Source organism: Acinetobacter sp. (assembly GCF_050285345.1).
Taxonomy (GTDB): domain Bacteria; phylum Pseudomonadota; class Gammaproteobacteria; order Pseudomonadales; family Moraxellaceae; genus Acinetobacter.
Window position 1 is genome coordinate 1 of the sequence record NZ_JBLZXR010000143.1, and the last position, 25,683, is coordinate 25,683.

Annotated in this window: 26 protein-coding genes and 1 pseudogene; 15 read left to right on the forward strand and 12 right to left on the reverse strand. The window is 39.7% G+C overall.

Translation table 11 applies throughout. The features are described 5' to 3' along the window. Positions 1–74: 74 nt before the first annotated feature. From ACN6OV_RS12210 to rpiA, 3 genes and pseudogenes are all read right to left on the reverse strand, one after another. A pseudogene (locus tag ACN6OV_RS12210) lies at positions 75–209 on the reverse strand (IS1595 family transposase); the annotation flags it as partial. Positions 210–294: 85 nt separating this feature from the next. After that, positions 295–969 (reverse strand): M48 family metallopeptidase, encoded by a 675-nt coding sequence (locus ACN6OV_RS12215; RefSeq protein WP_427953317.1) that lies wholly within the window; start codon positions 967–969, stop codon positions 295–297. A 172-nt stretch (positions 970–1,141) separates the two neighbouring features. After that, positions 1,142–1,813 carry a ribose-5-phosphate isomerase RpiA gene (gene rpiA / locus ACN6OV_RS12220; protein ID WP_374665749.1) on the reverse strand — a complete coding sequence of 224 codons (672 nt, stop codon included), beginning with the start codon at positions 1,811–1,813 and terminating at the stop codon, positions 1,142–1,144. A gap of 106 nt (positions 1,814–1,919) precedes the next feature. Here rpiA and ilvA point away from each other — a divergent pair, with 106 nt between their 5' ends. The 3 genes from ilvA (at position 1,920) to ACN6OV_RS12235 (ending at position 5,922) form a co-directional block, all read left to right on the forward strand. Further along, positions 1,920–3,458 (forward strand): threonine ammonia-lyase, biosynthetic, encoded by a 1,539-nt coding sequence (gene ilvA, locus ACN6OV_RS12225; protein WP_427953319.1) that lies wholly within the window; start codon positions 1,920–1,922, stop codon positions 3,456–3,458. Between the two features lie 411 nt (positions 3,459–3,869). Beyond that, entirely contained in the window at positions 3,870–4,529 is a 660-nt protein-coding gene (locus tag ACN6OV_RS12230; protein WP_427953321.1) for a potassium channel family protein, read from the forward strand. A gap of 55 nt (positions 4,530–4,584) precedes the next feature. Beyond that, positions 4,585–5,922 carry a TrkH family potassium uptake protein gene (locus ACN6OV_RS12235; protein WP_427953323.1) on the forward strand — a complete coding sequence of 446 codons (1,338 nt, stop codon included), beginning with the start codon at positions 4,585–4,587 and terminating at the stop codon, positions 5,920–5,922. A gap of 65 nt (positions 5,923–5,987) precedes the next feature. Here the strand turns inward: ACN6OV_RS12235 and ACN6OV_RS12240 are convergent, their stop codons facing one another. From ACN6OV_RS12240 to ACN6OV_RS12255, 4 genes are all read right to left on the reverse strand, one after another. Next, a complete protein-coding gene (locus tag ACN6OV_RS12240; protein WP_427953325.1) occupies positions 5,988–7,148 on the reverse strand; it encodes a phospholipase A in 1,161 nt (386 codons plus the stop codon). A gap of 17 nt (positions 7,149–7,165) precedes the next feature. Then, entirely contained in the window at positions 7,166–10,105 is a 2,940-nt protein-coding gene (locus ACN6OV_RS12245) for an insulinase family protein (RefSeq protein WP_427953327.1), read from the reverse strand. Between the two features lie 144 nt (positions 10,106–10,249). After that, positions 10,250–11,020, reverse strand: coding sequence for a COG4705 family protein (locus ACN6OV_RS12250; RefSeq protein ID WP_427953329.1), 771 nt, complete (start codon positions 11,018–11,020; stop codon positions 10,250–10,252). Between the two features lie 216 nt (positions 11,021–11,236). Beyond that, positions 11,237–11,686 (reverse strand): GNAT family N-acetyltransferase, encoded by a 450-nt coding sequence (locus ACN6OV_RS12255; RefSeq protein WP_427953331.1) that lies wholly within the window; start codon positions 11,684–11,686, stop codon positions 11,237–11,239. A 274-nt stretch (positions 11,687–11,960) separates the two neighbouring features. On the opposite strand from ACN6OV_RS12255, the gene ACN6OV_RS12260 reads away from it, so the two are divergent. From ACN6OV_RS12260 to ACN6OV_RS12270, 3 genes are read left to right on the forward strand one after another with little or no spacing between them, the layout of a single operon-like run. Continuing rightward, positions 11,961–12,965 (forward strand): adenosine kinase, encoded by a 1,005-nt coding sequence (locus ACN6OV_RS12260; protein WP_427953333.1) that lies wholly within the window; start codon positions 11,961–11,963, stop codon positions 12,963–12,965. A gap of 14 nt (positions 12,966–12,979) precedes the next feature. Next, positions 12,980–13,291, forward strand: coding sequence for a Rieske (2Fe-2S) protein (locus ACN6OV_RS12265; protein WP_427953364.1), 312 nt, complete (start codon positions 12,980–12,982; stop codon positions 13,289–13,291). A gap of 16 nt (positions 13,292–13,307) precedes the next feature. Continuing rightward, positions 13,308–13,916 carry an OB-fold-containig protein gene (locus ACN6OV_RS12270; RefSeq protein ID WP_427953335.1) on the forward strand — a complete coding sequence of 203 codons (609 nt, stop codon included), beginning with the start codon at positions 13,308–13,310 and terminating at the stop codon, positions 13,914–13,916. 101 nt (positions 13,917–14,017) lie between these two features. Here ACN6OV_RS12270 and ACN6OV_RS12275 read toward each other — a convergent pair whose 3' ends face one another. Further along, complete coding sequence (locus ACN6OV_RS12275; protein ID WP_427953337.1) at positions 14,018–14,647, reverse strand: YidB family protein; 630 nt, start codon at positions 14,645–14,647, stop codon at positions 14,018–14,020. Positions 14,648–14,750: 103 nt separating this feature from the next. After that, the gene (locus ACN6OV_RS12280) at positions 14,751–15,221 is read right to left on the reverse strand and encodes a DUF6231 family protein (protein WP_427953339.1); all 471 of its coding nucleotides are present in this window, start codon (positions 15,219–15,221) and stop codon (positions 14,751–14,753) included. A 33-nt stretch (positions 15,222–15,254) separates the two neighbouring features. On the opposite strand from ACN6OV_RS12280, the gene ACN6OV_RS12285 reads away from it, so the two are divergent. Continuing rightward, positions 15,255–16,124, forward strand: a complete 870-nt coding sequence (locus ACN6OV_RS12285; RefSeq protein ID WP_427953341.1) for a DUF2797 domain-containing protein — start codon at positions 15,255–15,257, stop codon at positions 16,122–16,124. A gap of 233 nt (positions 16,125–16,357) precedes the next feature. On the opposite strand, the gene ACN6OV_RS12290 is transcribed toward ACN6OV_RS12285, so the two are convergent. The 3 genes from ACN6OV_RS12290 to ACN6OV_RS12300 all read right to left on the reverse strand — a co-directional run bounded on the left by ACN6OV_RS12290 (position 16,358) and on the right by ACN6OV_RS12300 (position 19,264). Next, a complete protein-coding gene (locus ACN6OV_RS12290) occupies positions 16,358–18,223 on the reverse strand; it encodes a SurA N-terminal domain-containing protein (protein WP_427953343.1) in 1,866 nt (621 codons plus the stop codon). A gap of 131 nt (positions 18,224–18,354) precedes the next feature. Beyond that, positions 18,355–18,627: an HU family DNA-binding protein gene (locus ACN6OV_RS12295; RefSeq protein WP_078188662.1), complete on the reverse strand. Its 273-nt coding sequence runs from the start codon at positions 18,625–18,627 to the stop codon at positions 18,355–18,357. 166 nt (positions 18,628–18,793) lie between these two features. Beyond that, a complete protein-coding gene (locus ACN6OV_RS12300) occupies positions 18,794–19,264 on the reverse strand; it encodes a phasin family protein (RefSeq protein WP_427953345.1) in 471 nt (156 codons plus the stop codon). A gap of 214 nt (positions 19,265–19,478) precedes the next feature. Here ACN6OV_RS12300 and ACN6OV_RS12305 point away from each other — a divergent pair, with 214 nt between their 5' ends. The 8 genes from ACN6OV_RS12305 to fdx all read left to right on the forward strand — a co-directional run bounded on the left by ACN6OV_RS12305 (position 19,479) and on the right by fdx (position 25,650). Further along, positions 19,479–20,126 carry a hypothetical protein gene (locus ACN6OV_RS12305; protein ID WP_427953347.1) on the forward strand — a complete coding sequence of 216 codons (648 nt, stop codon included), beginning with the start codon at positions 19,479–19,481 and terminating at the stop codon, positions 20,124–20,126. Between the two features lie 112 nt (positions 20,127–20,238). Then, on the forward strand, positions 20,239–20,712 hold the full coding sequence (locus tag ACN6OV_RS12310; protein ID WP_427953349.1) for an Rrf2 family transcriptional regulator: 474 nt from the start codon (positions 20,239–20,241) through the stop codon (positions 20,710–20,712). A gap of 1 nt (position 20,713) precedes the next feature. Continuing rightward, on the forward strand, positions 20,714–21,931 hold the full coding sequence (locus tag ACN6OV_RS12315; protein WP_427953351.1) for an IscS subfamily cysteine desulfurase: 1,218 nt from the start codon (positions 20,714–20,716) through the stop codon (positions 21,929–21,931). Between the two features lie 104 nt (positions 21,932–22,035). Next, on the forward strand, positions 22,036–22,422 hold the full coding sequence (iscU, locus tag ACN6OV_RS12320; RefSeq protein WP_078188667.1) for a Fe-S cluster assembly scaffold IscU: 387 nt from the start codon (positions 22,036–22,038) through the stop codon (positions 22,420–22,422). Between the two features lie 37 nt (positions 22,423–22,459). Then, a complete protein-coding gene (gene iscA / locus ACN6OV_RS12325; protein ID WP_180056856.1) occupies positions 22,460–22,780 on the forward strand; it encodes an iron-sulfur cluster assembly protein IscA in 321 nt (106 codons plus the stop codon). Positions 22,781–22,882: 102 nt separating this feature from the next. Next, the gene (gene hscB, locus ACN6OV_RS12330) at positions 22,883–23,398 is read left to right on the forward strand and encodes a Fe-S protein assembly co-chaperone HscB (RefSeq protein ID WP_427953353.1); all 516 of its coding nucleotides are present in this window, start codon (positions 22,883–22,885) and stop codon (positions 23,396–23,398) included. Positions 23,399–23,435: 37 nt separating this feature from the next. Further along, positions 23,436–25,295, forward strand: coding sequence for a Fe-S protein assembly chaperone HscA (gene hscA, locus ACN6OV_RS12335; RefSeq protein ID WP_427953355.1), 1,860 nt, complete (start codon positions 23,436–23,438; stop codon positions 25,293–25,295). A gap of 16 nt (positions 25,296–25,311) precedes the next feature. After that, positions 25,312–25,650 carry an ISC system 2Fe-2S type ferredoxin gene (gene fdx / locus ACN6OV_RS12340; RefSeq protein ID WP_086177652.1) on the forward strand — a complete coding sequence of 113 codons (339 nt, stop codon included), beginning with the start codon at positions 25,312–25,314 and terminating at the stop codon, positions 25,648–25,650. The last annotated feature ends 33 nt before the right edge of the window (positions 25,651–25,683 follow it).

Consider the following 25,683-nt stretch of genomic DNA (forward strand, 5'->3'; position numbering starts at 1 on the left):
TTGGTTTGTCTGATCACTTACATGTTATACAACATATTCATCATTTTTTTATGTTGTCAATGCGTATGTCCTATGATAGAACGAACCGAAATATTCGTTAATTGAGCAGTATCGGTTGCAGTAAAATCCATGGCAAAAAAGCGAATAATCGACCGGAATTTCGCTTCACTGATTTTAGAACGAGAATAGTATCTATTTTTACTTTTCATATTAGGAAGTTACCATACATTTTGTATATGTTTACTTCCTAAGCCCCTAAATTAATAATTCACAATGAATTATGAACATTACATTTTAAGTCCACCACCACGGCATTGGACTACTTTTTAAACTTTGACGATGACTTTTATAATTAGCATCATGCTTTTCCACCTCAGCCCAAAACCTTGGACTATGATCAAAATGCTTGGTATGTGCTAGCTCATGCACAACCACATAACGAGTAATGGATTCAGAAAACAACACCAACCCACTATTTAGCATAATTTCATGCTTGGCAGAACAACTGCCCCAACGCGTTTTTGGTTGACGAATGGCACATTCGCCAAATTTCAGCCCTATTTCAACACTAACGTGCTGTAAATAGATAGACAAATAATGTTTGGCATAGGCAATGACAAATGCTTTTAAATAACTTTCCGGCTGACGATCACTGATCAATAATTGGTGATTCTTTTCATCAAACAGATAAGAGTTTTTTTGAGTTTGATACTTAATTTTTAAGGGTTGTTCTAGATTAAATAACTTTAATTCTACAGGTAAAGTTCGATCAACTTGCCCTACCTTTTCTTGCTGTTTGTGCCAAGTTTCAATCATCCACTGTTCGGATTGCTGTAAAAAATCCTGTATTTGACGCTTCGTACAAAACTTCGGAACAGTTAAGCGAATCTGTGTTGGCTCGACACGTAAACGTAATCGTGTTGCACGTGCATGATGAGTAATTTGGATTTCAGGTAAGTTTGGGATCATTTATTCTTTTATTGAAAGTTTATATAAGTTCAAAAAATTAAACTTCAATCAGTTGGCAAAAGAGGGATTGATAGGGAATTTTAACTGCAAAAGCATCACATCATTATTTTACAACTTCTTTATATTTCTCCTAAAAGGAAAAAATAAAGGATGATGTGATGCTTTTTTCTAATTAAACCGCTGTACGCTCTTCAATCCCATTGTCCGTTGCAACGATAGCAATATCTGCTTTATTCAACGCAAAGATACCGTTACATACCACACCCGGAATGTCATTCAACGTTTTTTCAAGCTCCAGCGCATTTAAAATATTCAAGTTATATACATCTAAAATTACGTTGCCATTATCAGTAACAACACCTTCACGATACACAGGATCACCGCCAAGCGCGACAATTTTACGAGCCACAGCAGAACGCGCCATAGGAATCACTTCAACAGGCAGTGGAAATTCACGCGCTAACTGATCGACCCATTTAGAATCATCAACGATACAAACAAATTTTTTCGCAATCGATGCGACAATCTTTTCGCGAGTTAGCGCCGCGCCGCCACCTTTGATCATATGCATATGACGATCAATTTCATCTGCACCATCCACATAGGCATCTAAACCGCCAACGTGGTTCATATCAACCACTTCAATGCCTAATTTTTTCAAGCGCTGCGCAGTCGCTTCAGAACTGGCAACCGCTGCTTCAAGCTGAAGCTCAGGCAATAATTCAATGAGGAAGTTCACAGTACTTCCTGTACCAACACCCAAAATACCGCCTTTAGGCAAGTGCTTTAATGCAGCTTTTGCGGCAGCTTGTTTCTTTTCATCTTGGGTAGCATACAGACTCATAACTTAACTCAACTATTTTTGACATTTGTCGCTGATTTTTCAGCCCAAATGTACAGGTGTTTGTTACAATAAACACCTATTTTAAACTGTTAGATGGAAAATTAACATGCTGTCTCGTTTGGTTCGACAAATATTACAGGCAACGGTGTATGACGTTGCAATCGAAACTCCACTCGAAGCAGCGCCACGAATTAGTGAAAAACTAAATAATAATATTCGCTTTAAGCGCGAAGACTTACAACCTGTCTTTTCCTTCAAACTACGCGGTGCTTATAACCGTATTAGTCAATTACCGAAATCTCAGTTGGAACGTGGCGTTATTACGGCTTCAGCAGGTAACCATGCACAAGGTGTGGCTTTATCTGGTCAAAAACTGGGAATTCGTGCCATTATTGTCATGCCTAAAACGACACCGGACATTAAAGTTCAAGCTGTAAAACGCTTAGGTGGTGAAGTGGTCTTGCATGGCGATTCTTTTGATGTCGCAAATAAATATGCAATTCAGCGTGCACAAGAAGATGGTATGACTTTTATCCCGCCTTATGACGATGAACTGGTTATGGCAGGTCAAGGTACGATTGCCAATGAAATTTTACGTCAATGGCGCGATGTTGACTACGTTTTTGTTGCTGTAGGTGGCGGTGGTTTAATTGCTGGTGTTGCCGCTTACCTCGGTGATGTTGCACCGCATGTGAAAGTCATTCCAGTTGAATATGACGAATCTGCATGTTTAAAAGCCGCTTTTGAAGCCAATGAACGTGTGATCTTGCCTTCTGTCGGTTTATTTGCAGACGGTACAGCCGTGGCTCAAATTGGTGAAAAGCCGTTTGATGTAATTCGTTTACAAAAATCAGATAATTCTGGTCCAATTGTTGAACGTGATGTTGTGTTAGTCAACACCGATGAAATCTGTGCTGCGATTAAAGATACCTTTGATGAGTGCCGTAGTATTGTTGAGCCATCAGGTGCGATGGCACTTGCAGGTATTAAAAAATATGTAGTAGAGCATGGCTTAGAAGACAAAAATTTGGTGTCCATTGTGTGTGGTGCCAACATGAACTTTGACCGCCTGCGCTATATTGCCGAACGTACAGAGTTGGGTGAACGTAAAGAAGCGATTTTTGCCGTTACGATTCCTGAAGAAAAAGGTTCTTTCTTAAAATTCTGCCGTGCACTTCAAGGCCGTAATATTACCGAGTTTAACTACCGCGCTAGTGATGCATCAGCTGCACAAGTTTTTGTTGGCATTAGCTTAAAAGGCGGTGAGAAAGAGCGTCAGGAAATTTTCGAAACATTGAAATTTCAATACGATGTAGACGATTTGTCTGATGATGAAGTGGCAAAACTGCATATCCGTTACTTGATTGGTGGCCATGCGGATATTGAAAATGAACGCTTATTCCGTGTGGAATTCCCTGAACGCCCGGGCGCCCTACTGACATTCTTGGAACGTCTTGGCCCAACACACAACATTACCCTATTCCACTATCGTAACCACGGTGCTGCTGAAGGTCGTGTATTGGTCGGCATGGAAGCAACGGATGCCAAACAAAACCCAGATGGTTTAGTTGAAACATTGGAAAGTATTACTTATCCATATGAAGAAATTACCAATAACCTTGGTTATCAACGTTTCTTGAAATAATCAGAATACTATAAAAAATCATAAAAAAGCCGGAAGTAATTTTCGGCTTTTTTTATAACTATTGATCCGCTATACCACGATCAAATCACTTTTAAATCAGAAAAAAAATAAAGATCATCAAAGTTTTAAAAATACTTCCAAGAACTCGCGTAAACAAAATTTTAAATACCTATACGACTACCACGCTAAAACCAACATGCTCAACCCGTGGTTATGAAATATACCGATCCCATAAAATTATAGAAAATTATCCAAATTTTGTCGCATTAAAGACATAGGTGAATCTTAAATAATCTCTATCGAATTAAAAACTTGTGTGTTTATAAGCATTGTGTAAATTTTGATGGCAGCTTAAATATGAACACGTTAACATTATTATATTCAGTGACTTTATAAAAATTAGGAGTTTAAATGGCTCAATTTGCGGTAATCGGTTTAGGAAGTTTTGGTGCAACTGTTGCCACTGAGCTGGTCGGTTTAAAACATGATGTGATTGGCATTGATAGCAACAAAAAATTTGTTGAGAGCATCTCAGACCAACTTACTCACGCCGTCATTGCAGATGCGACTGATGAACATGTACTGCAAGAGCTTAATATTCAAAACTGTGAAGCTGTGGTTGTAGCGATTGGCGAAGATATCGAAGCCAGTATTTTATGTGTATTGCATTTAAAAAATATGGGTGTTCATAAAATCTGGGCAAAAGCCAAATCGAAAGCCCACCACATGATTTTGACCCATTTAGGCATTAGTAAAATTATCCATCCTGAAGAAGATATGGGTGTTCGCATTGCACAATCTTTAAGCTACCCCATGGTCAGCCGTTACATGGCACTTGAAGATAATCACTATTTAGTCAAAGTAGAGATTAAAGAAGCGCAACAAGGTACCCGACTTAATCAAATTATGGATCATGTCCCTGAGGTTAAAACGCTCGTGCATAAGCGTGGTATAGACATTCAGTACAGTTTAAATCCTAATCTTATTCTACAAACAGGCGATATTTTAATCGTTGAAGGCTTAATTGAACCACTGCGTCGATTAGCCAAACATTTTAAAACTCCCCTGTAATGACGTATGTCTTGTTATATTCAAACTTTCACCTTAAAGACCACACTGCCCGCTCATGAAACTGCATAATCAAAAACGCAATACCATTAACTTGAGCCCACCAAGCATCTTGGCTTTGGGTTTTCTTGGGCTAATTGTGATTGGCACCCTATTGTTGAAATTACCATTTTCCCATCATGGTGAACTTAGTTGGCTAAATGCTGTTTTTACCGCAACATCTGCTGTCACAATTACTGGTCTTTCTGTGGTCAATGTCGGTGATGCGTATACGGTTTTTGGCAAAATCGTCATTATGGGTTTACTGCAATGTGGCGGTCTGGGTTTTATGACTTTTGCGATTTTGGCGGCAATGAGCCTTTCACCCAAGATGGGGCTCAAGCAGCAGATCATGGCACAAGAAACTATTGGGCAAACCAGTCTCACGAAAGTTTCGATGACCATTAAAAGCGTATTTCTATATTCCTTATTTTTTGAACTGATTGGCACGGTCATTTTAACCATTGCTTGGATGCAAGATTACAACTTCAACCAGGCCCTGTTTTATGCCGCGTTTTATAGCGTTTCAGCATTTAATAATGGTGGATTTTCACTTTTCCCTAACAGTTTAATGAGCTTTGCAGATCAATATTTCATTACCTTTACCATCAGTATGCTTTATATCATTGGTGGTATTGGCTTTTTGGTATTGATGGATATTAGGCGAAATAAAAGCTGGAAAAAGCTCACGCCCAACAGCAAACTAATTTTGTCGACCATTGCTGGACTCAATGTATTTGCTTTTATAATCATTTGGGCTTTAGAAGCCACCAATCCTGCCACTTTGGCCAGTATGTCACTGGGCGATCAAGCCGTGAATGCATGGTTCCATGCGACAGTACCGCGTTCCTCTGGATTTAACAGCCTCCCTGTAGAAGACATGAGTGATGCCTCTTCTTTAGTCACGATGTTCTTGATGTTTATTGGTGGTGGCTCATTAAGTACAGCAGGCGGCATTAAAGTCGGCACCTTTATTATTGTTGTATTGAGTGTTATTAGCTTCTTAAGACGTGAAGACGAAGTGAGAGTCTTTAATCATTCAGTTTCAGAAAGAACCACGTTCAAAGCACTTGCTGTCATTTTTATTACCACAACTTTGATTTTTCTGGGTCTCTTTAGCTTACTGCTGTTAGAACCAAAGCAAAATTTTTTAGACTTGTTGTTTGAAGCAGTATCTGCGGCATGTACAGTCGGCTTATCTCGCGGGATTACCGGCGATTTACAACCTGCAAGTTTAGTTGCACTCATGCTCTTGATGTTTGCAGGTCGACTTGGGCCACTCACCCTTGCCTATCTGATTGCAACGCCGAAAAAAAGCCGCTTAAAGCATCCTCCTACGGAAATTCAGGTCGGTTAGTGCAAAATAAGCCAACCCTATAAAAGAACCACGCCTTGGCGTGGTTTTTTTATTACACAATAAATTTAGAACCAGTTCATCAAAGAAACACCGACACCGACATACGTAGCACGATGATTATAGTCAATTAAGCTTTCGCCATAACCATCAAACAACTGAACTGTGCCTCGCAGCTTACCACTAATCGGGAAACTCCAATCGAACTGTACAGCACCATGAGAGTCATCGCCGCCTTTAAGCGAATGACGTAACATCAAACTAAAATCATGCTCGTTATAACGATAAAATGCAGTTAAATCGCCACGCCCAACATAATCTTTAATATCCGGATTATTATCATCTTTTGCATCCTCTTCTAAGCGATACCAAGGACGCAACATTAAGGCAAAGTTATCACGCTCAAAACCTAAGTTCAGCATGATACGGTTCCAACTCCGTGAAAGCGGATCGGAACGCCCATTTGACTGATGGTTAAACGTCACACCTAACATGCGCCAATTTAAACCCAACAGCTCGTAATTGGTACGAAAGACCAAACTGGCTTCTGGCTCATAATTGGTTTCACGAAAAGGTCGTGATTCATCTTCGTTATAAACCTGCCAGCGTGATGACTGGGTATAACCGAGCCAAACATCGCCATTGTCACCAAATAGGTTTTCCACTGCTTTGGTTTTTAATGAAAGTTGGAATTTCGCTTCCATCGATTTTAAGTTCTGATCTTCACTTTCTTCAACGGTATTATTTTCATTTGGGCTGGATGGACGTTCATTTTTATCTGAAGTCCAATACGCCGGCATTAAATATACTGGTTGATAGCCACGAATATTCCATGTCCCGAGTTTACTTTCTTGTGAAAGCTCCCAACGGCTATCAAGTAAAGATAAATTTGGATTCAAATTTGGTGCTTCTGCCGCAAAGAGACGATCACTAAAAGCATGACTAACCTTTTCTTTCAAGGTCAACGGTTCTGTTGGTTCTGGTTTAATTTCCTGAGCCGCTTGACGTTCAGAAATTAACGCTGGCTTTATCTCTTCAGGAATTTTAAACAATGCATCGTAGCAAGATAGACGCTCAGCATTTAATGCAAGTGCCGTACAAGCTTCAGGCGTTGCGGGTTTTGCAATCGCCTCAGCATTTTGTTGTGCGAACGCACTATTGACATACAAAGAACTGAGCGCAATGAGGCTCAGTTGCAATGTTGTACGCTCAAGAGATTTGAACGTCATGGAATCTCCTTATTCTTTTAATTGACTTGTTTAATATCAAAACCAAGCTCAACCAAAGCTTCACGTTTTGCCACAGGCGCAACCACCGCTTTTGTTGGTTTTTGCTCTAGCAAATAAATTTTTGCTACGCGTTTCAGATCATCCAAAGTCACATGCAGTAGACGTTCACGTAACATTTGACGGAATACTGGTGTGCGTTTATGTAGTAAGGCATAACATGCAGTAATTGCTTCACCTGCAGGCGAACCCGGCTTATCCATACTTGCGATCAAACCTAAAATCGCCTCTTCAAGTTGATGTGGTTGCTGTTCTGCATTCAACAACCAGTGCACACTTGCCTCAAAATCGTTAAATGTTTCTGCTAAACGTGGGTCACGGTAACTATAGAAGCGGAATGAACATGCATTACCGTCATAGCTTGCACCACCACCATAAGCACCGCCTTTTTCACGAATCGCACTATGCAAGAAACCATTACGTAAATATGCCGCCAAGATCATCAGTGGTGCAGCATCTGGATGTGACACTTCAACCGCAGGATAAGCTGCTGCACAGAACTGTACATTGGCTTGAATTAACCATGCTTCGTCATTATTGCTGTCTGCAAAATCCACTTGGGTTAACGCATTGGCATTGTTTTCAATCACCACTTTGTCCCAAATGGTTTGAACTTCTTCAACCAAACGGTCGGATTGATGTTCTTCACACACCACAAGGAATTGTTTTGGTGCTTTTAATAAACGGTTATGAATCAGTTTCAATTCAGCAATTAAAGCATCATAAGCAGCTTCATCTTTTTCAATATTACTCACCAGATCTGACAACCAATTTAACGCACCTAAACCTGTGTTGTGATAATCACGATGCGCCAAGGCACTGTGCTGACGCCCTGCAATTTGCATGGCATAGCTATGACCCGAACCTGAAACACGTGATTGCCAACGTGCCTTACGTTGTTGCAGTAGTTCGACAATACGGTTCTTTTCATCAAAACGAAGTTGCTCAAATGCAAGTTTTAACAGACGAATCGCTTCAAGGTTATTCACCAACGACTTCGTTGTTAATGTTAACCACGCACTGATTTTCCCTTTATCATCGACTTTAGAACGCAATGATGCACCCATCCCCAAACCACCGCTCACCGCGGTTTGAAGTTGTTGCAATTCAAGATAACCATACTCACCAGCACCGACTTCACCCATCAAAATAGACAATAGGTTGAAATACGGTGATTGCACCACTTCATCTGGAATTTGGATTAACACTTGTTGGTAGTAAATTCCGTTGGTCCCTGCATGATACAGATTCAATGGCGTATCAAGTCCATTGCTGATCACTTCACGCAATTGACCTTGGACAATTTGCAACTGAGCAGGAATATCTTCCAGGCCAACTTTTGGCAATAAATTGAGATCGTCCGGTGTATCTTGACGAATATTTAAAGCTTCCGTTTGTTTAATAATTTCTGCTTTGTCTTCTTCAGTCAGTTTTGCACCAATCTCCGCTAAACGCGCTTTTTCAGCCGCGGTGTCAACTACATTTTTCTCTGCATCTGGAACTAAAGTCAGTTGCACGCGGTGTGGATTATCCAACAAATATTCCTGAATCAAGTTTGAAAGCCACATTGGGTCTTTCAACTCTTCTTTTACTTGCTCAATGGCCGTATCCACATCCCAGACATCAACAGGGTCTGAATGGTGAATTGCGCTGCTTAAACCATTTAAAATCAGGCTTAAACCATACGGCATACCATCACCATTGATTTCACGTTGATGCAATTCAATTTGATGCAAAATCGCTTCAACCAATGCAGCGTCTACAGGTTTAACCGCTACATCTTGAAGAACGTTAAATACACCATTTTTAAATTCTTCAGCATGTTCAGGGTTTGAACCTTGAATCGCACAGAAGAAGGTCATTTCATAGTTTGAATCATCCACACCCATGAATGGGCCAGTCGATTGTGCATAACCACACGTTTCAAGGTAATGGCGTAATGGCGATGCTGAATCTTCAAGCAATACCCCTTCAACTAGACGCATACCTAAACGAAGTTTAATGTTGCTCGCTTCAGGCAATAACCATGAAAGCACATGATAAGTTTTGTCTTTCAAGTCTTCCGCATCGACAGCATAAGTTTCAGTCACCGTCAGCGGTGCAGCTAAACGACGTTCTGGTTTTGAATATAAAGTTTGACCTTGTTCAAATTTAGACAATGCCAGCTTTTCAAATTGCTCTTGTAAGTCGTAGGCAAGTTCATTACCAAAGGTCATGAAGACCGCATTACTTGGGTGATAATGTGATTTGTAGAATCCAACTAACTCATCGTAGCTTAGGTCTGGAATATCTTTCGGATCACCGCCAGAGTTATAGTGATACGTGGTTTCTGGGAACAAATGATGCGCAAGTTGATGATACAACTGATCTGAAGGTGAACTCATTGCACCTTTCATTTCATTAAATACCACACCTTTATAAACAGGCTCACCATTTTCCAGTTCGATACGAATACCTTCCTGTGCAAAATCCAATGGATTCAAATTCGCTGCAAATGCCGCATCCATATACACTTCAAGCAGGTTTTGGAAGTCTTTTTTGTTTTGTGTCGCAAATGGATACGCCGTCCAATCGGCAGCAGTAAACGCGTTCATAAAGGTATTTAATGAACGACGAATCATTAAAAAGAATGGGTCACGTACAGGGAATTTTTCTGAACCACACAGTGCGGTATGTTCAAGAATATGTGCTTCGCCTTTTGAGTCCATCGGCTGCGTACGGAAGGCAACCAAAAATACATTTTCATCATGATTGGTGGCTAAGTGATAATGTACTGCACCTGTGACTTTATGTTTATATTCAGACACTAAAATGTCCAAGGCTTCAACATGGTGTTGACGTATCAACTGAAACGCGGGATGTACAGTTTGAGAAATGGTTTCAGTGACATCTACAGTCATGCGTGCTCCTAATCTATTACTTTAAAGATACAGCAAAGTATACCTCAAAAAGTCAGAACAAGATTCACTGAAACAACATTTCCAACGCTTTTAATCAAGTTATATTTTTAAAGCAAAAACCACCTCAAGCTGCCAATACGTGGACTAATGTGCAACTTTAGACGTTGCTGGATCACAACGGTTCGACCAATAAATACAGATCACAATAGCGATAAGCAACACCAAAGATGCAGCAAATCGACTTAAATCCAAACCACCCGAACTAATCGGTTTATCGAGAAAATCACCCACTACTGCACCCAGTGGTCGCGTCAACACAAAAGTACTCCAGAACAAGATGGTACGAGACACCGATGTGAAGTAATACAACAACGCCATGAGCACAATCAAACTCAAAAACAACACTATGCTGCCCGTATAACCAAGCCCCGCACTGTCTGATGCCCAGTCGCCTAGCGCCGTACCCAAGGTTTGAGAAAAAGTAATCGTCAACCAATAAAATACTTCGGTTCGAGGTTGTTGTACGGCATAAGGATCAATTGTGCCTTCAAACTTGTACCAACTGAACAATGAAATAAGAACAAGGCTAATCAAAATTAGACTTCCGCCTAAATAGCCAATGCCCAATGAACGGTCTACAAAATCTGCCAACGTCGTACCCACAGTGGTACTGGCAATAATGGTTGCCCAATACAAATACGGCTTATAGCTTTTTGCTTGAATCTGAAAAAATAACAGGACAATAAAAATGGTCGCAAAAATAAAGGTACTAACGAGATAGCCTAAATTCAGGGACATCGATAGTGCATCACCACCCGTTTCACCAAATGTTGTGGCAAAAATTTTAGTGAGCCAAAACAGCCCTGTAATTGTCGGAACTTTAAGCCAAAATTGCTGTAATTCTGTTGAAGTCATTCTAAGCATCACCTGATGAATACTTAGAATCATGATTGCAGTAAAGGCTTAATTGAATATGAATTTAAGAAGGCGACTTACATCTTTACGCACTAATTTTTTACACAGCAAAGTAGCGTAAAAATTAAAGCCTAAATCAACATAAAAAAAGCACCCATAAAATGGATGCTTTTTTCTTTCATTTCATCAAATACACTAGATTTTGAGTTATTCAATCTAAACTAGGTATTTGAAATAATTATAATTTGGATGATTTTCAACAAAAACATAATTTTGCTTTTGATAAAATTTTGCAGCAAATTTATTTTCTGTATTGAGGCAGAGCGCAGAAAAGTGTTTTTTTGCCCCTTTTTCCAGCTCAATCAGTAATTGTTTTCCAACTCCATGCTGACGATACTGTGGATGCACATAAAAACGACGCACACGACCAATACGCTCCTCCACACCCGCATCCCCCCATTGTTGATTCAGACCACCACAAGCAATCAATTTATCACCATCATAAGCCAATAAAAGCTGCTCGCCGGCTTGGTCAAAACGGTTTTTACCACTGCGATATTCTTCGATTAAACGGTGTATAAAAACATGGCCTTCATGCTGTGCTAACGCGGCAATATTTTCGATTTGAGCAGGTAATTGCTCAGCTTGACGAATTGTTATTTCCATATATCCACACTTTTAATCAGTTTATCTTTATTTCTACAAAACGCACTTAGGTTGAGCACGAAAATCTTATGGCACTATCAAAGTAAAAAAAATCACTTTGCACAATAGCAAAGCTGATTAAAACGGCAACTAAATCAATAAAAATATAAAAAAACAATCAATATGGGCGAAATTCATCCAACCTTCCTATAATTGAATTTTATTCAACTCACTACAGCAATCCTGAGCATTGGTGTAAACTTAACACTTTCATTTTTTGATGTGATTGAACAACATGGCAACAGTTGACCTTTTTGCGATTGGTAACGCACTTATTGACCAGGAATTTAAAGTCTCTGACGACTTCCTTATTCAGCAAAATCTGCAAAAAGGCACCATGCAACTTACCGACGGTGACACTCAAGCTGCGTTGTATAATAATTTAAAAGCTTCTCAAGATTATAAAGGTCAGGCTTCAGGTGGTTCTGCTGCAAATACGACTGTTGCATTTAGCGCATTAGGTGGTTCTGCATTTTATGGTTGCCGTGTCGGTCATGATGAGCTAGGAAAAATCTATTTAAATGGCTTAAATGACGCAGGAATTCAAACTGCAGCGCAATCTATCAGTGAAGGTGTCACAGGCACCTGCATGGTACTGGTAAGTCCAGACTCTGAACGCACCATGCATACCTATTTAGGCATTACCGCAGAGCTGACAGATGCTCAAATTGATTTTGCACCGCTAAATTCAGCAAAATGGCTATATATTGAAGGTTATCTTTCAACTTCTGATTCTGCACGTCAAGCGGTGAAACAAGCACGTGAAATTGCCAAAGCCAATCACGTTCAAATTGCATTGACTTTATCTGATCCAGCGATGGTGCAATATGCACGTCAAGGTCTGGATGAGTTACTTGATGATGGTGTGGACCTCTTATTCTGTAATGAACAAGAAGCATTGATGTACACCGAAACTGATAATCTAAATGCTGCTCTAGCTCAATTGCAATCACTAAGTAAACACATTGTCATTACACTCGGGGCTAAAGGCGCATTAATTCATAATGAATCAAATACATTTACCGTGCCGGGCCGTAAAGTAATTGCTGTCGATACCAATGGTGCGGGTGATGCATTCTCAGGTGCCTTCCTCTATGCACTCAATGCGGGCCACGATTATAAATCTGCCACAGAACTTGCCATCTTAATTTCAAGTGAAGTGGTTTCTCAGTTTGGTCCTCGACTTGCCGTTAAAGACTATGCTGCACTTTTACAGTCTTTCCAAAAGGAATGTGCTTAATGTTTAAAATTTGCATGACCCATGACGTGCCTGAGCGTGAGGCGCGCTCTTTTGAAACACCAAACGGTGATACGATCTTTATCACACAACGTGATGGGATGTTTTACGCTTACCAAAACCTCTGCCCACACCTACAAGTAGAATTGGAATTTTTAGAAAACCAATTCCTTGATCGTGACCAAGAGTTTATTGAATGTTCAACCCATGGCGCTTTATTCATGGTTGAATCTGGTGAATGTATTTCTGGTCCATGCCAAGGACAATCTCTTGAAAAAGTAGAGATTAACGTGCATTCTGATGGTGGAATTTACCTCGTAGAAGAATAAGTTTTGGAATCCTGCCATGTCCGCATTTTTAACAGACTATAACTTAATCCCTTTTCACTTAAGTTTATTGGCTGTGCTTTTGTTGGGCATGGTGGAAACCATTGGGTATTATATCAACACGAGCCCTAGTCTATTATTGAGAAAAATTGCACCTCAACGCTTAAATGAACTTGCCTTACTCAATGTTAAATTTTCCAAAACTTTGATTCTATTCTTTCTGCTCATGAACTTTAGTTTTGCAGGTTATGTCTTAGAGTTCCTCATTCATGCACAAGAAGGTCATTTTCTTCCCGCTTATTATCTGATGCTTCCTGCACTAATTATTGCCATATTTTTCACAGTATTTATGATTCATTGCTTGGATCAAGTTATTCCACCCAAATACAAAAAACGAACCATCAATTTACTGGGTCGTTTAGCAACCATCTCGAGTGGTAATGCGCGTCCAGGATTTTCTGCTCAGGCTCGTGTACGCGATGAATATGGTCAATTGCACTACGTACAAGTTGAACCTGAATTTGGCGAACTTGAATTTCAATCTCAAATTATTTTAATTCGTCAAAAACATTCACATTATATTGGTAAAAAAATCTGCGTTTCCAATCGCTTGTTTAACCCGTCTTAAACCAGACTTATTGATTAAAGTTTCTCTAGCTTAAAAAATTCCAACAATAAAAAAGCTAGCATTCACTTCACTGGCTTTTCATCTACGCCACAACAGAATTTTTAGCGTTTTAAAAATCCTGAAACTAAATTCATCATTTGCTGAATATCCGTATTGGCTTCATTTTGATTGGTTTGACCTGCTTGTGGTGTCAAAGAGTCAATAATCTGTGGCAATACTGTTGAAATTGCACTGTAAACATCCTGTTTTGGTGCTTGAGTTTCTTGCGCGACTTTTTCAATGTCAGCATCATCAAACAAACCTTGAACTTGTTGATTATTAACTGACGCATTGTCGCCCGGCCCTGTAGACACCCAATCATCGACTTGGCTGGTTAAGCCTTGCCCACGTAACTTATCCAGTGCACCTTGTAGGCCACCTTGCTTTTGAATCCAAGCAAGCACCAAAGGTAATACAGCAATCAAAATTGCTGAAGTATTATTGCCACCACTGGTACGTTGTTGTGGTTGAGCTGAACCACCGAGTTGCCCGAGCACTGAACCTAAAATTCCACCGAGCCCGCCTGCTTGATTCTGTGTATTGCCTTGTGGATTTTGTGTATTGGCATTATTTCCCAACTGACCCAATACAGAACCGAGCATGCCTCCTAGACCACCCTGTTGATTTTGTCCTGTAGAACCGCCAAGCGCTTGCTTCGCTAAAATTTCGACAATATTGCTGAGATTCGTCATTTTCTTATTCCTATTTTTAAGTTGTTTACAGCATACGTTGGAAACATGATTCAAATCAGGCTTGTTTGTTAAATTTTGCAACTAAAACAGGACTAAGTATTTGTTACCAACGGAATTTATCCCAATTCTCAGGATTCGCCCAAAATTTAGAATTAAACCAATCTGGAATATGCTTATAGGTTAAAATATTAAATTGCCACAACGCAAAATCACTGTCATGGCTAGTTTTATCGATTAACTGAGTAAACCCTAAGGCACGCAATAACTGCTCATCTTGCAGTTTACCCACCACCACAATGCGCTTCGCCAAAAGATCACGCAGCTTCACCAATATCTGGGTTTTCTGCTGTTCAGACAGCGCGAGCATGTCTTCTGTATCCAGAATCACAAAACCCAAATCAAAACGTTGGGTAAAAGGCAGATTTAAAAACTCAGTTACGTTAAAATATTGCCATTGAATTGGATGAAATTGATTGTATTGTTCAAGATTCTGACCAATACAAATTGCGGTAGAAATTGGCTGCTCTTTTGACAAATCGTCTAGCATAGAAGTGATGACATTTTGCTCGGCCATTAACCGCATCCTTAATATTGAGAGAATATTCGCATGGAACTACAAGGCATTTGTCATAAAATGCACGCAGGTCTCAAGGATCTTAGTGTAACTGATCAACATACACACAAGGCAAATGTTGAGTATAAATTTATTCTAGATCGCTCAGAAGTTGATCTACCCTTCAATATCGGCCAAGAAATTGAGATTGAGGCGACAGGCAATATTTACTGTATATCATGCGGTAAAAAAACACCGAAGTCATATTCACAAGGTCATTGCTTTAAGTGCATGAAAACCAAAGCATCTTGCGATATGTGCATCATGAAGCCTGAAACCTGTCATTATCATTTAGGCACTTGCCGCGAAGATGATTTTGCCCATGAAGTGTGCTTCCAGCCGCATATTGTCTATTTAGCCAATTCCAGCTCACTCAAAGTCGGCATTACTCGCTTAGGTCAAATGCCAACGCGTTGGCTGGATCAGGGCGCAACCCAGGCACTACCGATCATGAAAGTGGGCTCTCGCCGCCTTTCTGGACATTTAGAAGTAATGTTTGGTACACAAGTTGCAGACAAAACCGATTGGCGCAAGTTATTAAAAGGTGAAGCTGAGCCTTTAGATCTAATTGAAATTCGTGAACAACTGATTGAAGAATTTGCACCGAAAATTCAGAAAATCCGTGATGAATTTAGTCAAAACTTAGAATTCAATGAAACGGTCGAGTTGATGGAAGATGAATTGCCGCGTCAGTTCATTTACCCTGTGGAGGAATATCCAGAAAAGATTAAATCGCATAATCTGGATAAAACGCCAATCATCCGCGGCAAACTACAGGGGATTAAAGGTCAGTATTTAATTCTAGATACAGGTGTGATTAACATCCGTAAATATACTGGTTATGAAATTAAAATCCGTAGCTAAGCCATTTGAGTGATGTAAAAAAGCGAGATTCATCTCGCTTTTTTATGCACAAATTGTTATCAAATATTAGACAAAACTTCAAATAAGGCTGAACCTCCAACTGTTCCGTCCCCAATATGAGTATATGCCCCCACCATCCACAACCAAAGGAAGCGCTAGTTTTCCTTATTTACAGTCAATTTTTGCCATAAAAAAAACCAGCTCGAAAAGCTGGTTTTTAATACATTAATCAATTATTTGATTTTTGCATGATTTTTTAAATAACGCGTATAGTCATCAAACTCTTGTTGGCCACGCAACTGTTGATACAACTTCGTCAACTCAGTCAATTGCTCACCAGTCAGCGCATCTTCAGATTGTTTTTTCACATGAGTTACAGCAACCACCACCAATTCATTTGGAAGATTTGTTGTCGCTATAGACCAATAGCCTTCTTTCGGTGCCTTCGCACTAAATGCAGCATGTTGAATCTCAGGTTTTAACAAACCATCTGCACGAGTGAATGTTCCTGCATTTTCAAAGTTCAAGCTACCTTTAGCAACGTTTGCGGCAGGTTGAGTATTAAATGCTTTTAAAGTTGTCTGAATTTGCGCTTTAGCAGCTTCAGATGCTTTTTGCTCAATCAATTGTGCTTTGACTTTAGCTTTGGCTTCAGCAAGCGTTTGAACACCAGCAGCGTGGTAATTACGTACTTTTACCCAAACCACATCGCCATTTTTAAGCTGAATGCTTGATGAAACATTACGTTCACCATTTTTCACATCATCATTAAACAGCTTCACCTTCACACTTGCATCGCTCAACACTGGATGTTGTGATGACAAAGTCAAACCTTTTACTGATTGAACTTTAACGCCTTTCACTTCTTGAGTAACAACATCTAAAGCGTCGCTGCTCACCACCAGATCATTCAGACTGTTTACAGTATCAGAGAAAAGGTTAGCTTGTTTTGATGCAGCAACTTCAGCTTGTAAACGCGCTTTCTCTTGTTCAAAAGAAGCCACTTTCACTGCTGGTGTCATCACTTGAATTAAGTGATAACCATCACCCGTTTTAACAGGTGCAGAAACCTCACCAGATTTTGCGCTGGCTACAGCAGCATCAAACGTATCACCAAACACACCTTTTTCGTAAGCAGCAAGCTCACCACCTTTTGCTTTGCTTTGAGTATCTTCAGAGAACTGTGCAGCAGCTTGATCAAAACTCAAACCTGCTTTGATTTTCGCCTGAACACTTTCAGCAAGCTTCTTCGCTTCAGCATCTGAGCGGCTTGTCGCAGTAATCATAATGTGTTTAACAACGGGTTTAACCGACTGCTGAGCAGACACTACAAATGCGTTATACGCTTCTTTCAGCTCAGCGTCTGTTGCGGTTCCAACTGGCGCAGCGATATTCGCAGGGCTTAACAACACGTAGTCGGCATCCACACTAGTGGCTTGTTTAAACTTATTTTTATGCTTTTCGTAATAGGCTGCAATTTCAGCATCTGTTACTTTCACATTTTTCTTATAATTTTCAAGATTAATACTTGCCAACTGAATGCTACGTTGCTCAGTTTGTAAGTTCGCAATCTGTAAAATATCCAACTTACTGACTAAAGCATAGTCCATAAATGTAGTAGACAACATTTTCAAAGAATGGTCTTTACGCAAATTTTCAACAAATGCACGATTCGTCATCCCAATCGATGCTAAGTATTTCGCAAACTGTTCATCAGAAAATGCGCCATTCACTTGAAAACTTGGTTGTTGATGAATCATCTGAACGATTTGCGCATCACTTAAACTAATGCCTAATTTATCGGCTTGTTGTAATAACACTTGACGAGAAATTAAAGTATCCATCGCTTTGTTATTAATAAAGCTTTGGTTAAGTAAAGTTTCATCACCCTGAGCATAAGCAAGATATTGTTCTTTTAATGAGCTCGTTAATGCTTCGAGTTCTTTTTTCGAAATTTCAGCACCATTTACCGTTTTAGCTGTATCTTTTGAACCACTACTAAAATATCCTTCAATACCTACAAGTGCTAAAGGGGTCAAAAACAAAACGAGCAAGACTTTGCCCAACCAACCCTTAATAACTTTACGAAACGATTCCATAAGTATTCCAATATTTTATTTGCGGTGAATTTTAACCGAAAACCCGTGATGAATGAATGCGATAAATTGATTAATCACATTTACCAATAAAAAACGCGCCAAAATTGGCGCGTTTCATAAGCTTAAGCTAATTAAGCTACAGAATCTTTCAAGCCTTTACCAGCTTTGAAGCTAGGAACTTTACTTGCTTTGATTTCTAAAGTCGCACCAGTTTGTGGGTTACGACCAGTACGTGCAGCACGTTCTTTAACACTGAAAGTACCGAAACCAACTAAAGTAACTGTATCACCAGCTTTTAGCGCATTAGTAACTGCTGCAATTGTAGCATCTAAAGCTTTACCAGCGTCAGCCTTAGATAATCCCCCATTTTCGGCAATTGCATCAATTAATTCTGATTTATTCATGAAAATTACGTCCTCTTAATATCGTTTATTTAAGGTTCAAGAATTTGTTTAAAACGCCATAGCGCCTTTATAGCAATGCTTTAGGGTTAAACGCAATACTCCCAAACCTCTTTTTATAGAATTTTTTGACAAAAAAAACCTTGAAAATTCGATAATAATAAAAATTTTAACGTTTCTTTAGTATTTCGGCTCTTAATTGAGCATTTTCTTCAGTTAATTGGTCAACTTTACTATGTAATTGAAGTATAAGCCTTTCTAAGTGCTGTAGATCCTTTACAGTGACCAATCCTAAACGGTTTAAAGAATGATTAACACTGTTATCTAAAATTTTTTCGACCTTATCTTTGGTATCCGTCACCGATTCTTTGGCTTTTTCTGATACTTTTTCGACGGTTTGATCAGCAATATCAACTGTTTTGGACTCAAGTTCCTCACCAACTTTGACCAAGGAGTCAAAAAGTTTATTTCCTTCTCCTTCTGCACGTGAAAAAGCACCTAAACCTGCGAGCCAAATTTGTTTGGTATATTTACGAAAATCCATTTTTGACTTTCGATCAGAAGGTCCGCGAGTACGTGACTTTAAAGGTTTTTCCGTTGGCAACTGCACATCATCATTAATGCTTTCTAAATTTTCCATAAATTGCACTTCTCCTGATTGTTTTATGTGCACACTCACACGTGATTCCACAATTTAACCTCATAATAGCAAACATATTACTTGATAGATTCAGTAAACTGTTCTACAAAGCTAGTGAATTACTAACTTTTTGGTATATCCTTAATTAGCTCAAACTAGCTAGAAGTAGGATGCTCATTTCCAGCACTTCATGATTTAAAAGGACAATTTTTTTATGAGTGATACGCAACAAAAACAAGCTCAACCCCATTTGTTGCTTACGATGACTTTAATTGTTTTAGAAACAATCTTTACCTTTATTTTAAAACATGACCGCGTTATCGCATTACAAGCTAAAAAATTTGTCGACCAAAAAGTTGCGTTAAAAATTAACAGCTATATCCCCTATTTTGACTTTTATGTGCAATTTTCTGAGCACGGTATTTTGTTTGACACACAAGCACCAGATCGACCAATCGACCTCGATATTCGTACAACATTGATGGATTTGGTCAAAATCTTTATCTTTGGTAATCGTAAAAGCATTAAAACCATGCGCATCGATGGTGATATTGTTCTCAAAGATGAATTCCGTGATTTGATCTCATTATTCAGTGTGCCAAAGATTTTATCTGACTGGAAACATTGGCTCTCTGAACCTGCTGACGAGAATGATGTCACTACATCCAAAAAGCGTATTGCACCACTTTTAGAAAAGATTGATCAACAACGTTCAAAAATTAATACACTTCAAGTTGAAGTTAAACAATATAAAAACCGCATAAAACGCATTGAACGTCGCCAAAAGCGTATTAATATCGCTTTTAGTCTAATCACTGTTCTTTTAATAATGTTATTAGTGTATAATATTTGGCTCAATTAAATACATAATTTTTCACGTAAAATAAATCAATCAAACATACTTAAAAAAACTTGACTATTTTAGTCAGGATTCATAAAATCGGCACATCTAGACTTAACATGTGTATCGAATCATGCGCTTAACAACTCGCGGTCGCTACGCAGTGACTGCTCTACTCGATCTAGCTTTGCAGCCAACTGAACAAACGATCACTCTTGCAGAAATTGCAGCTCGTCAAACCATTTCAGTGGCATATCTTGAGCAGTTATTTGCAAAATTAAAGCGTCACGGCTTAGTTTCCAGTATCCGTGGAGCAAATGGTGGTTATCACCTTGCTCGTAGTGCTGAAGACATCACTGTTTTAGAAATTATTGAAGCTGTAAATGAAACAGTTGATGCCACTCGTTGCGACCATAAAGGCAACTGCCAAAATGGTGCAATGTGCTTAACTCATGATTTATGGCAGGAACTCTCCCACCACATTGCCGATTATCTTGCAAAAATCACCCTTGCTGATCTTGTAGCTCGCGATAACGTTCAAACCGTATCCCTTCGCCAGAATACAGCAAACTTTGATTCAGCCCTTTTATCGGTTACAGGTATTTGACATGAAGCGTCCTATTTATCTTGACTATGCAGCAACTACTCCTGTAGACCCTCAAGTCGCAGAACGTATGATGGAATGTCTAACGTTTGACGGTACTTTTGGTAATGCAGCTTCTCGTTCTCATGCTTACGGCTGGCAAGCAGAAGAAAAAGTAGAATATGCACGTGAACAAGTTGCCAACCTTATAAAAGCTGATCCGCGTGAAATCGTCTGGACTTCAGGTGCAACTGAATCTGACAACCTTGCACTCAAAGGTATTGCTCAGTTTTACGGCTCTAAAGGCAAACACATTATTACAAGTAAAATCGAACACAAAGCCATTCTTGATACTTGCCGCGAGCTTGAAGAAGAAGGTTTCGAAATTACTTATATTGAACCAGAAGCAAAAACAGGTTTAATCACACCTGAAATGGTTCAAGCTGCGCTTCGCCCAGATACCATTCTTGTGTCTTTAATGATGGTTAACAACGAAATTGGTACGGTTACTGACGTTGCTGCTATTGGTGAATTAACTCGCGCAAACAAAACTTATTTCCACGTAGATGCTGCGCAAGCTGCAGGTAAAGTCGAAATTGATCTTTCAACAATGAAAGTTGATTTGATGAGTTTCTCTGGCCACAAAATCTATGGTCCTAAAGGCATCGGTGCACTTTATGTACGCCGTCAACCACGTGTACGTATTAAAGCGCAAATGCACGGTGGCGGCCATGAACGTGGTATGCGCTCTGGTACACTTGCGACTCACCAAATTGTGGGCATGGGCGAAGCATTTGAACTAGCAGGCAAAAACCTGCATGCTGAACAAACGCGTATCCGTATGCTTCGTGACAAACTTTGGAATGGCTTACAAGGTCTTGAACAAGTCTTCCTGAATGGTCACCCAGAATACAACGTTGCTAACTATCTAAACGTCAGCTTCAACTTTGTTGAAGGTGAATCGTTAATGATGGCATTGAAAGACTGTGCGGTTTCTTCGGGTTCTGCATGTACATCTGCAACTTTAGAACCATCTTATGTACTTCGTGCATTGGGTCTTTCAGACGAACTCGCGCATAGCTCAATTCGTTTTAGTTTTGGTAAATACACCACTGAAGCTGATATTGATCACGTTCTTGAAATCACTAAAGCCGCAGTTGAAAAATTGCGCGATCTTTCTCCTCTTTGGGATATGTACAAAGAAGGTATCGATCTAAACTCTGTAGAATGGGCTGAACACTAATTCATCCCGGTGAGATAGCTTTTATTTTAAGGCTATCTCATTGATTAACGTAATTTCACCCCCATATTAATCTTAAGGCTGACCCCGAGTTTTGGAGAAGCATCATGGCTTATAGCGAAAAAGTAATTGATCATTACGAAAACCCTCGTAATGTTGGTGTTTTAGATAAAAATGCAGAAAACGTTGGTACAGGTATGGTCGGTGCACCTGCATGTGGCGATGTAATGCGTTTACAGATTCAAGTAGATGACAACGGCGTAATTGAAGAAGCTCGCTTCAAAACTTATGGCTGTGGTTCTGCAATTGCTTCTAGCTCATTAGTAACAGAATGGCTTAAAGGCAAAACGCTTGATGAAGCTCAAGCAATCAAAAATATTGATATTGCAACTGAACTTGCTCTTCCGCCAGTAAAAGTACACTGCTCTGTACTTGCTGAAGATGCAATTAAAGCTGCTGTAGAAGATTACCGTAGCAAGAAAGTAAAAGCTTAATTGTTCACGCGTTTTAAGAAAGATTAACGGAGTTTTCATGATCCATTTAACTGAAAATGCTGCAACTCATATCAGCAATTACCTATCAAATCGCGGTAAGGGTGAAGGCATTCGCGTTGGCGTGAAAACTTCAGGCTGTTCAGGCTTGGCTTATGTACTCGAATTCGTAGATGAAATCGACACACATGACCAAGTATTTGATCAGCACGGTGTTAAAGTTTTTGTTGACCCTAAAAGCTTAGTTTATCTTGAAGGCATGGAGATGGATTACGTCAAAAACGGTTTAAACGAAGGCTTCGAATTTAACAACCCGAATAAAAAAGGCGAATGTGGCTGTGGTGAATCGTTCACTGTTTAACCCTACACTTCTCTCTTTTGGCATTAAAACAGTGTAATATTCACTGTTTTAATTGCATTTAAAGCGCCACTTTTTGCACATCTATTGCGGACCTTATCTCCCATGAATCATTTTGAGTTGTTTAACCTTCCCGTAGCACTCGATATTGATTTAGCAGTTTTAAAATCAGAGTTTTTAAAGTTGCAGCAACAATATCACCCAGATAAAGCCGAAGACAAAGATCTTGCGCTGATTAAATCAAGTGAAATTAATCAAGCGTTTAAAGCTTTATCCAATGTAGATAGCCGCGCTGCGTACCTCCTAAGTTTAAAAAAACAAGATTATCATCTCGATCAATCGATTAGTGATTTTGAATTTTTGCAGGATGCTTTAGAAATTCGTGAGCAGTTAGATGAGGCTCAATCAGCCGATGATCTAAGCTCTCTTAAAACTGAAGTTCAGCAATGGATTGACGGCTTGGTACGTGAGTTCAAAATTGATTATGACGACCAAGACTGGGCTGAAGCGCGCGATACCGTTCGTAAACTCCGCTTCTTCCAAAAAGTGATGGCTGATATCGACAAAGCGGAAGATCGTTTCTTAGACGATGACAGCTTTGACTTAGATGATGATTTTTAATTTATTTTTAATATTTGACGCTCAAAGGATGTAACACATGGCTCTCTTGCAAATTGCAGAACCTGGTCAATCAAGTGCGCCGCATGAACACCGTATTGCGATTGGTATTGACCTCGGGACTACACACTCTTTAGTAGCCACGGTACTTTCTGGCAAAGCAAAAGTGCTTAACGATGAACACGGTCGAGTGTTACTTCCATCTATTGCACACTATAGCGAAACATCCACTCAATATGGTGATGACGCAAAACCATTTTTAACCACAGATCCTAAAAATACCATTGCTTCTGTAAAACGTTTTATGGGGCGCTCTAAAGCCGACATTAAATTCCAACACCCTTACGCACTCGTCGGTGAAGCGAATGAAATGCCTGCTTTTGAAACAGCCCAAGGTCGTAAAACACCAGTTGAAGTTTCTGCCGAAATCTTAAAACAACTCAAAGATCGCGCTGAAAGTAGTCTAAATAACCCTGTTAATGGTGCTGTCATTACTGTTCCGGCTTATTTTGATGAAGCTCAGCGCCAAGCAACACGTGATGCTGCACAGCTTGCCGGTTTAAATGTGCTGCGTTTATTGAATGAACCAACTGCTGCTGCGGTAGCATATGGTTTAGACCAAGAAACCAACCTTGCACATGACCAAAACTATGTGATCTATGACTTAGGTGGCGGTACATTTGACGTTTCAATTCTTCGCTTCTCACAAGGTGTGTTTGAAGTTCTTGCAACCGGTGGGCACACTGCTTTAGGTGGTGATGACTTAGACCGCCTGATTGTGAAATGGACGAAGAAACAACTAAATATTGAAACTTTAGATGATGCTGAATATGCACATTTCATTGTATCTGCACGTAAAGCTAAAGAGGCCCTAACTGACCATGATTCAGTGGAACTTAAAGTTTTAGATCAATCTTTAACTTTAGACCGCCCTACTTTTGAAGCCATCATCAAAGTGGCTTTAGACAAAACTATTAGCGTATGTAAACGTGTGATGCGTGATGCAAAACTTGAACTAGACGATATTCAAAACGTTGTTTTAGTTGGTGGCTCTACTCGCTCTTATGCAGTACAAAAAGCGGTAGCAGAAGTATTCAACCAAGAACCACTATGCACCATCAACCCTGATGAAGTTGTAGCGATTGGCGCATCAATTACAGCTAATCAGCTAATTGGTAACTCGAAAGATGGTTCATTACTTTTAGATGTCACACCGCTTTCATTGGGTCTTGAGACCATGGGTGGCTTGGTTGAACGTTTAATTTCACGTAATACAGCAATTCCTGTTGCACGTCGCCAAGAATTTACCACTTATCAAGATGGTCAAACAGCCATGCTGATTCATGTGGTTCAAGGTGAACGTGATCTCGTTGAGCATTGTCGTAGTCTTGGTCGTTTTGTGCTGCATGGCATTCCACCAATGACCGCTGGTCAAGCGCGTATTGAAGTGACTTTCCAAGTTGATGCAGATGGTTTACTGACCGTATCTGCCAAAGAAACTACTTCTGGCGTACATGCCCAAATTGACATTAAACCATCTTATGGTTTGTCTAATGCTGATACTGAACGCTTGCTGATTGATGGCTATAAGTTTGCCGAAGAAGACAAAAACTCACGTCATCTACAAGAAACCAAAGTAGAAGCAAAACGTGAACTTGAAGCACTTGAACAAGCACTTAAGGTCGATGTTCAACTTCTGACTGAACAACAGAAAAATGATTTAGCTGCTGCACGCCAAGTGTTAGAAAATGCACTTGAAACGACAGAAATTAAAGCGATTGAACATGCTGTTGAACAGCTTAAAATACATAGTGATGCGTTTGCCGCTGCACGTATGAATCAGCACATTGATGCCGCTTTAAAAGGTACAAAACTTGATGATTGGTCAAACTCAAATTAATTAATAGGTAAAGACTATGCCACGTATTAAAGTATTGCCTCACGCAACAATTTGTCCAAATGGCGCTGAGTTTGAAGTCGAAGCAAATGCCAATCTGTGCGAAAGCATGTTGAAAAATGGCATCAAAATTGAACACGCATGTGACATGTCTAAAGCATGCACGACTTGCCATGTGATTGTGCGTAAAGGTTTTGATGGTTTAGACGAAATGGATGATGTTGAAGCCGATCTTCTTGACCGTGCTTGGGGCTTAGAACCAGACTCTCGTCTTTCTTGCCAAGTTAAAATTGAAGATGAAGATTTAGAAGTTGAAATTCCGAAATACACGATTAACCACGCTTCGGAAAATCACTAAACTCTTCTTTTACTTTTCAGAATAGTTTCTTCA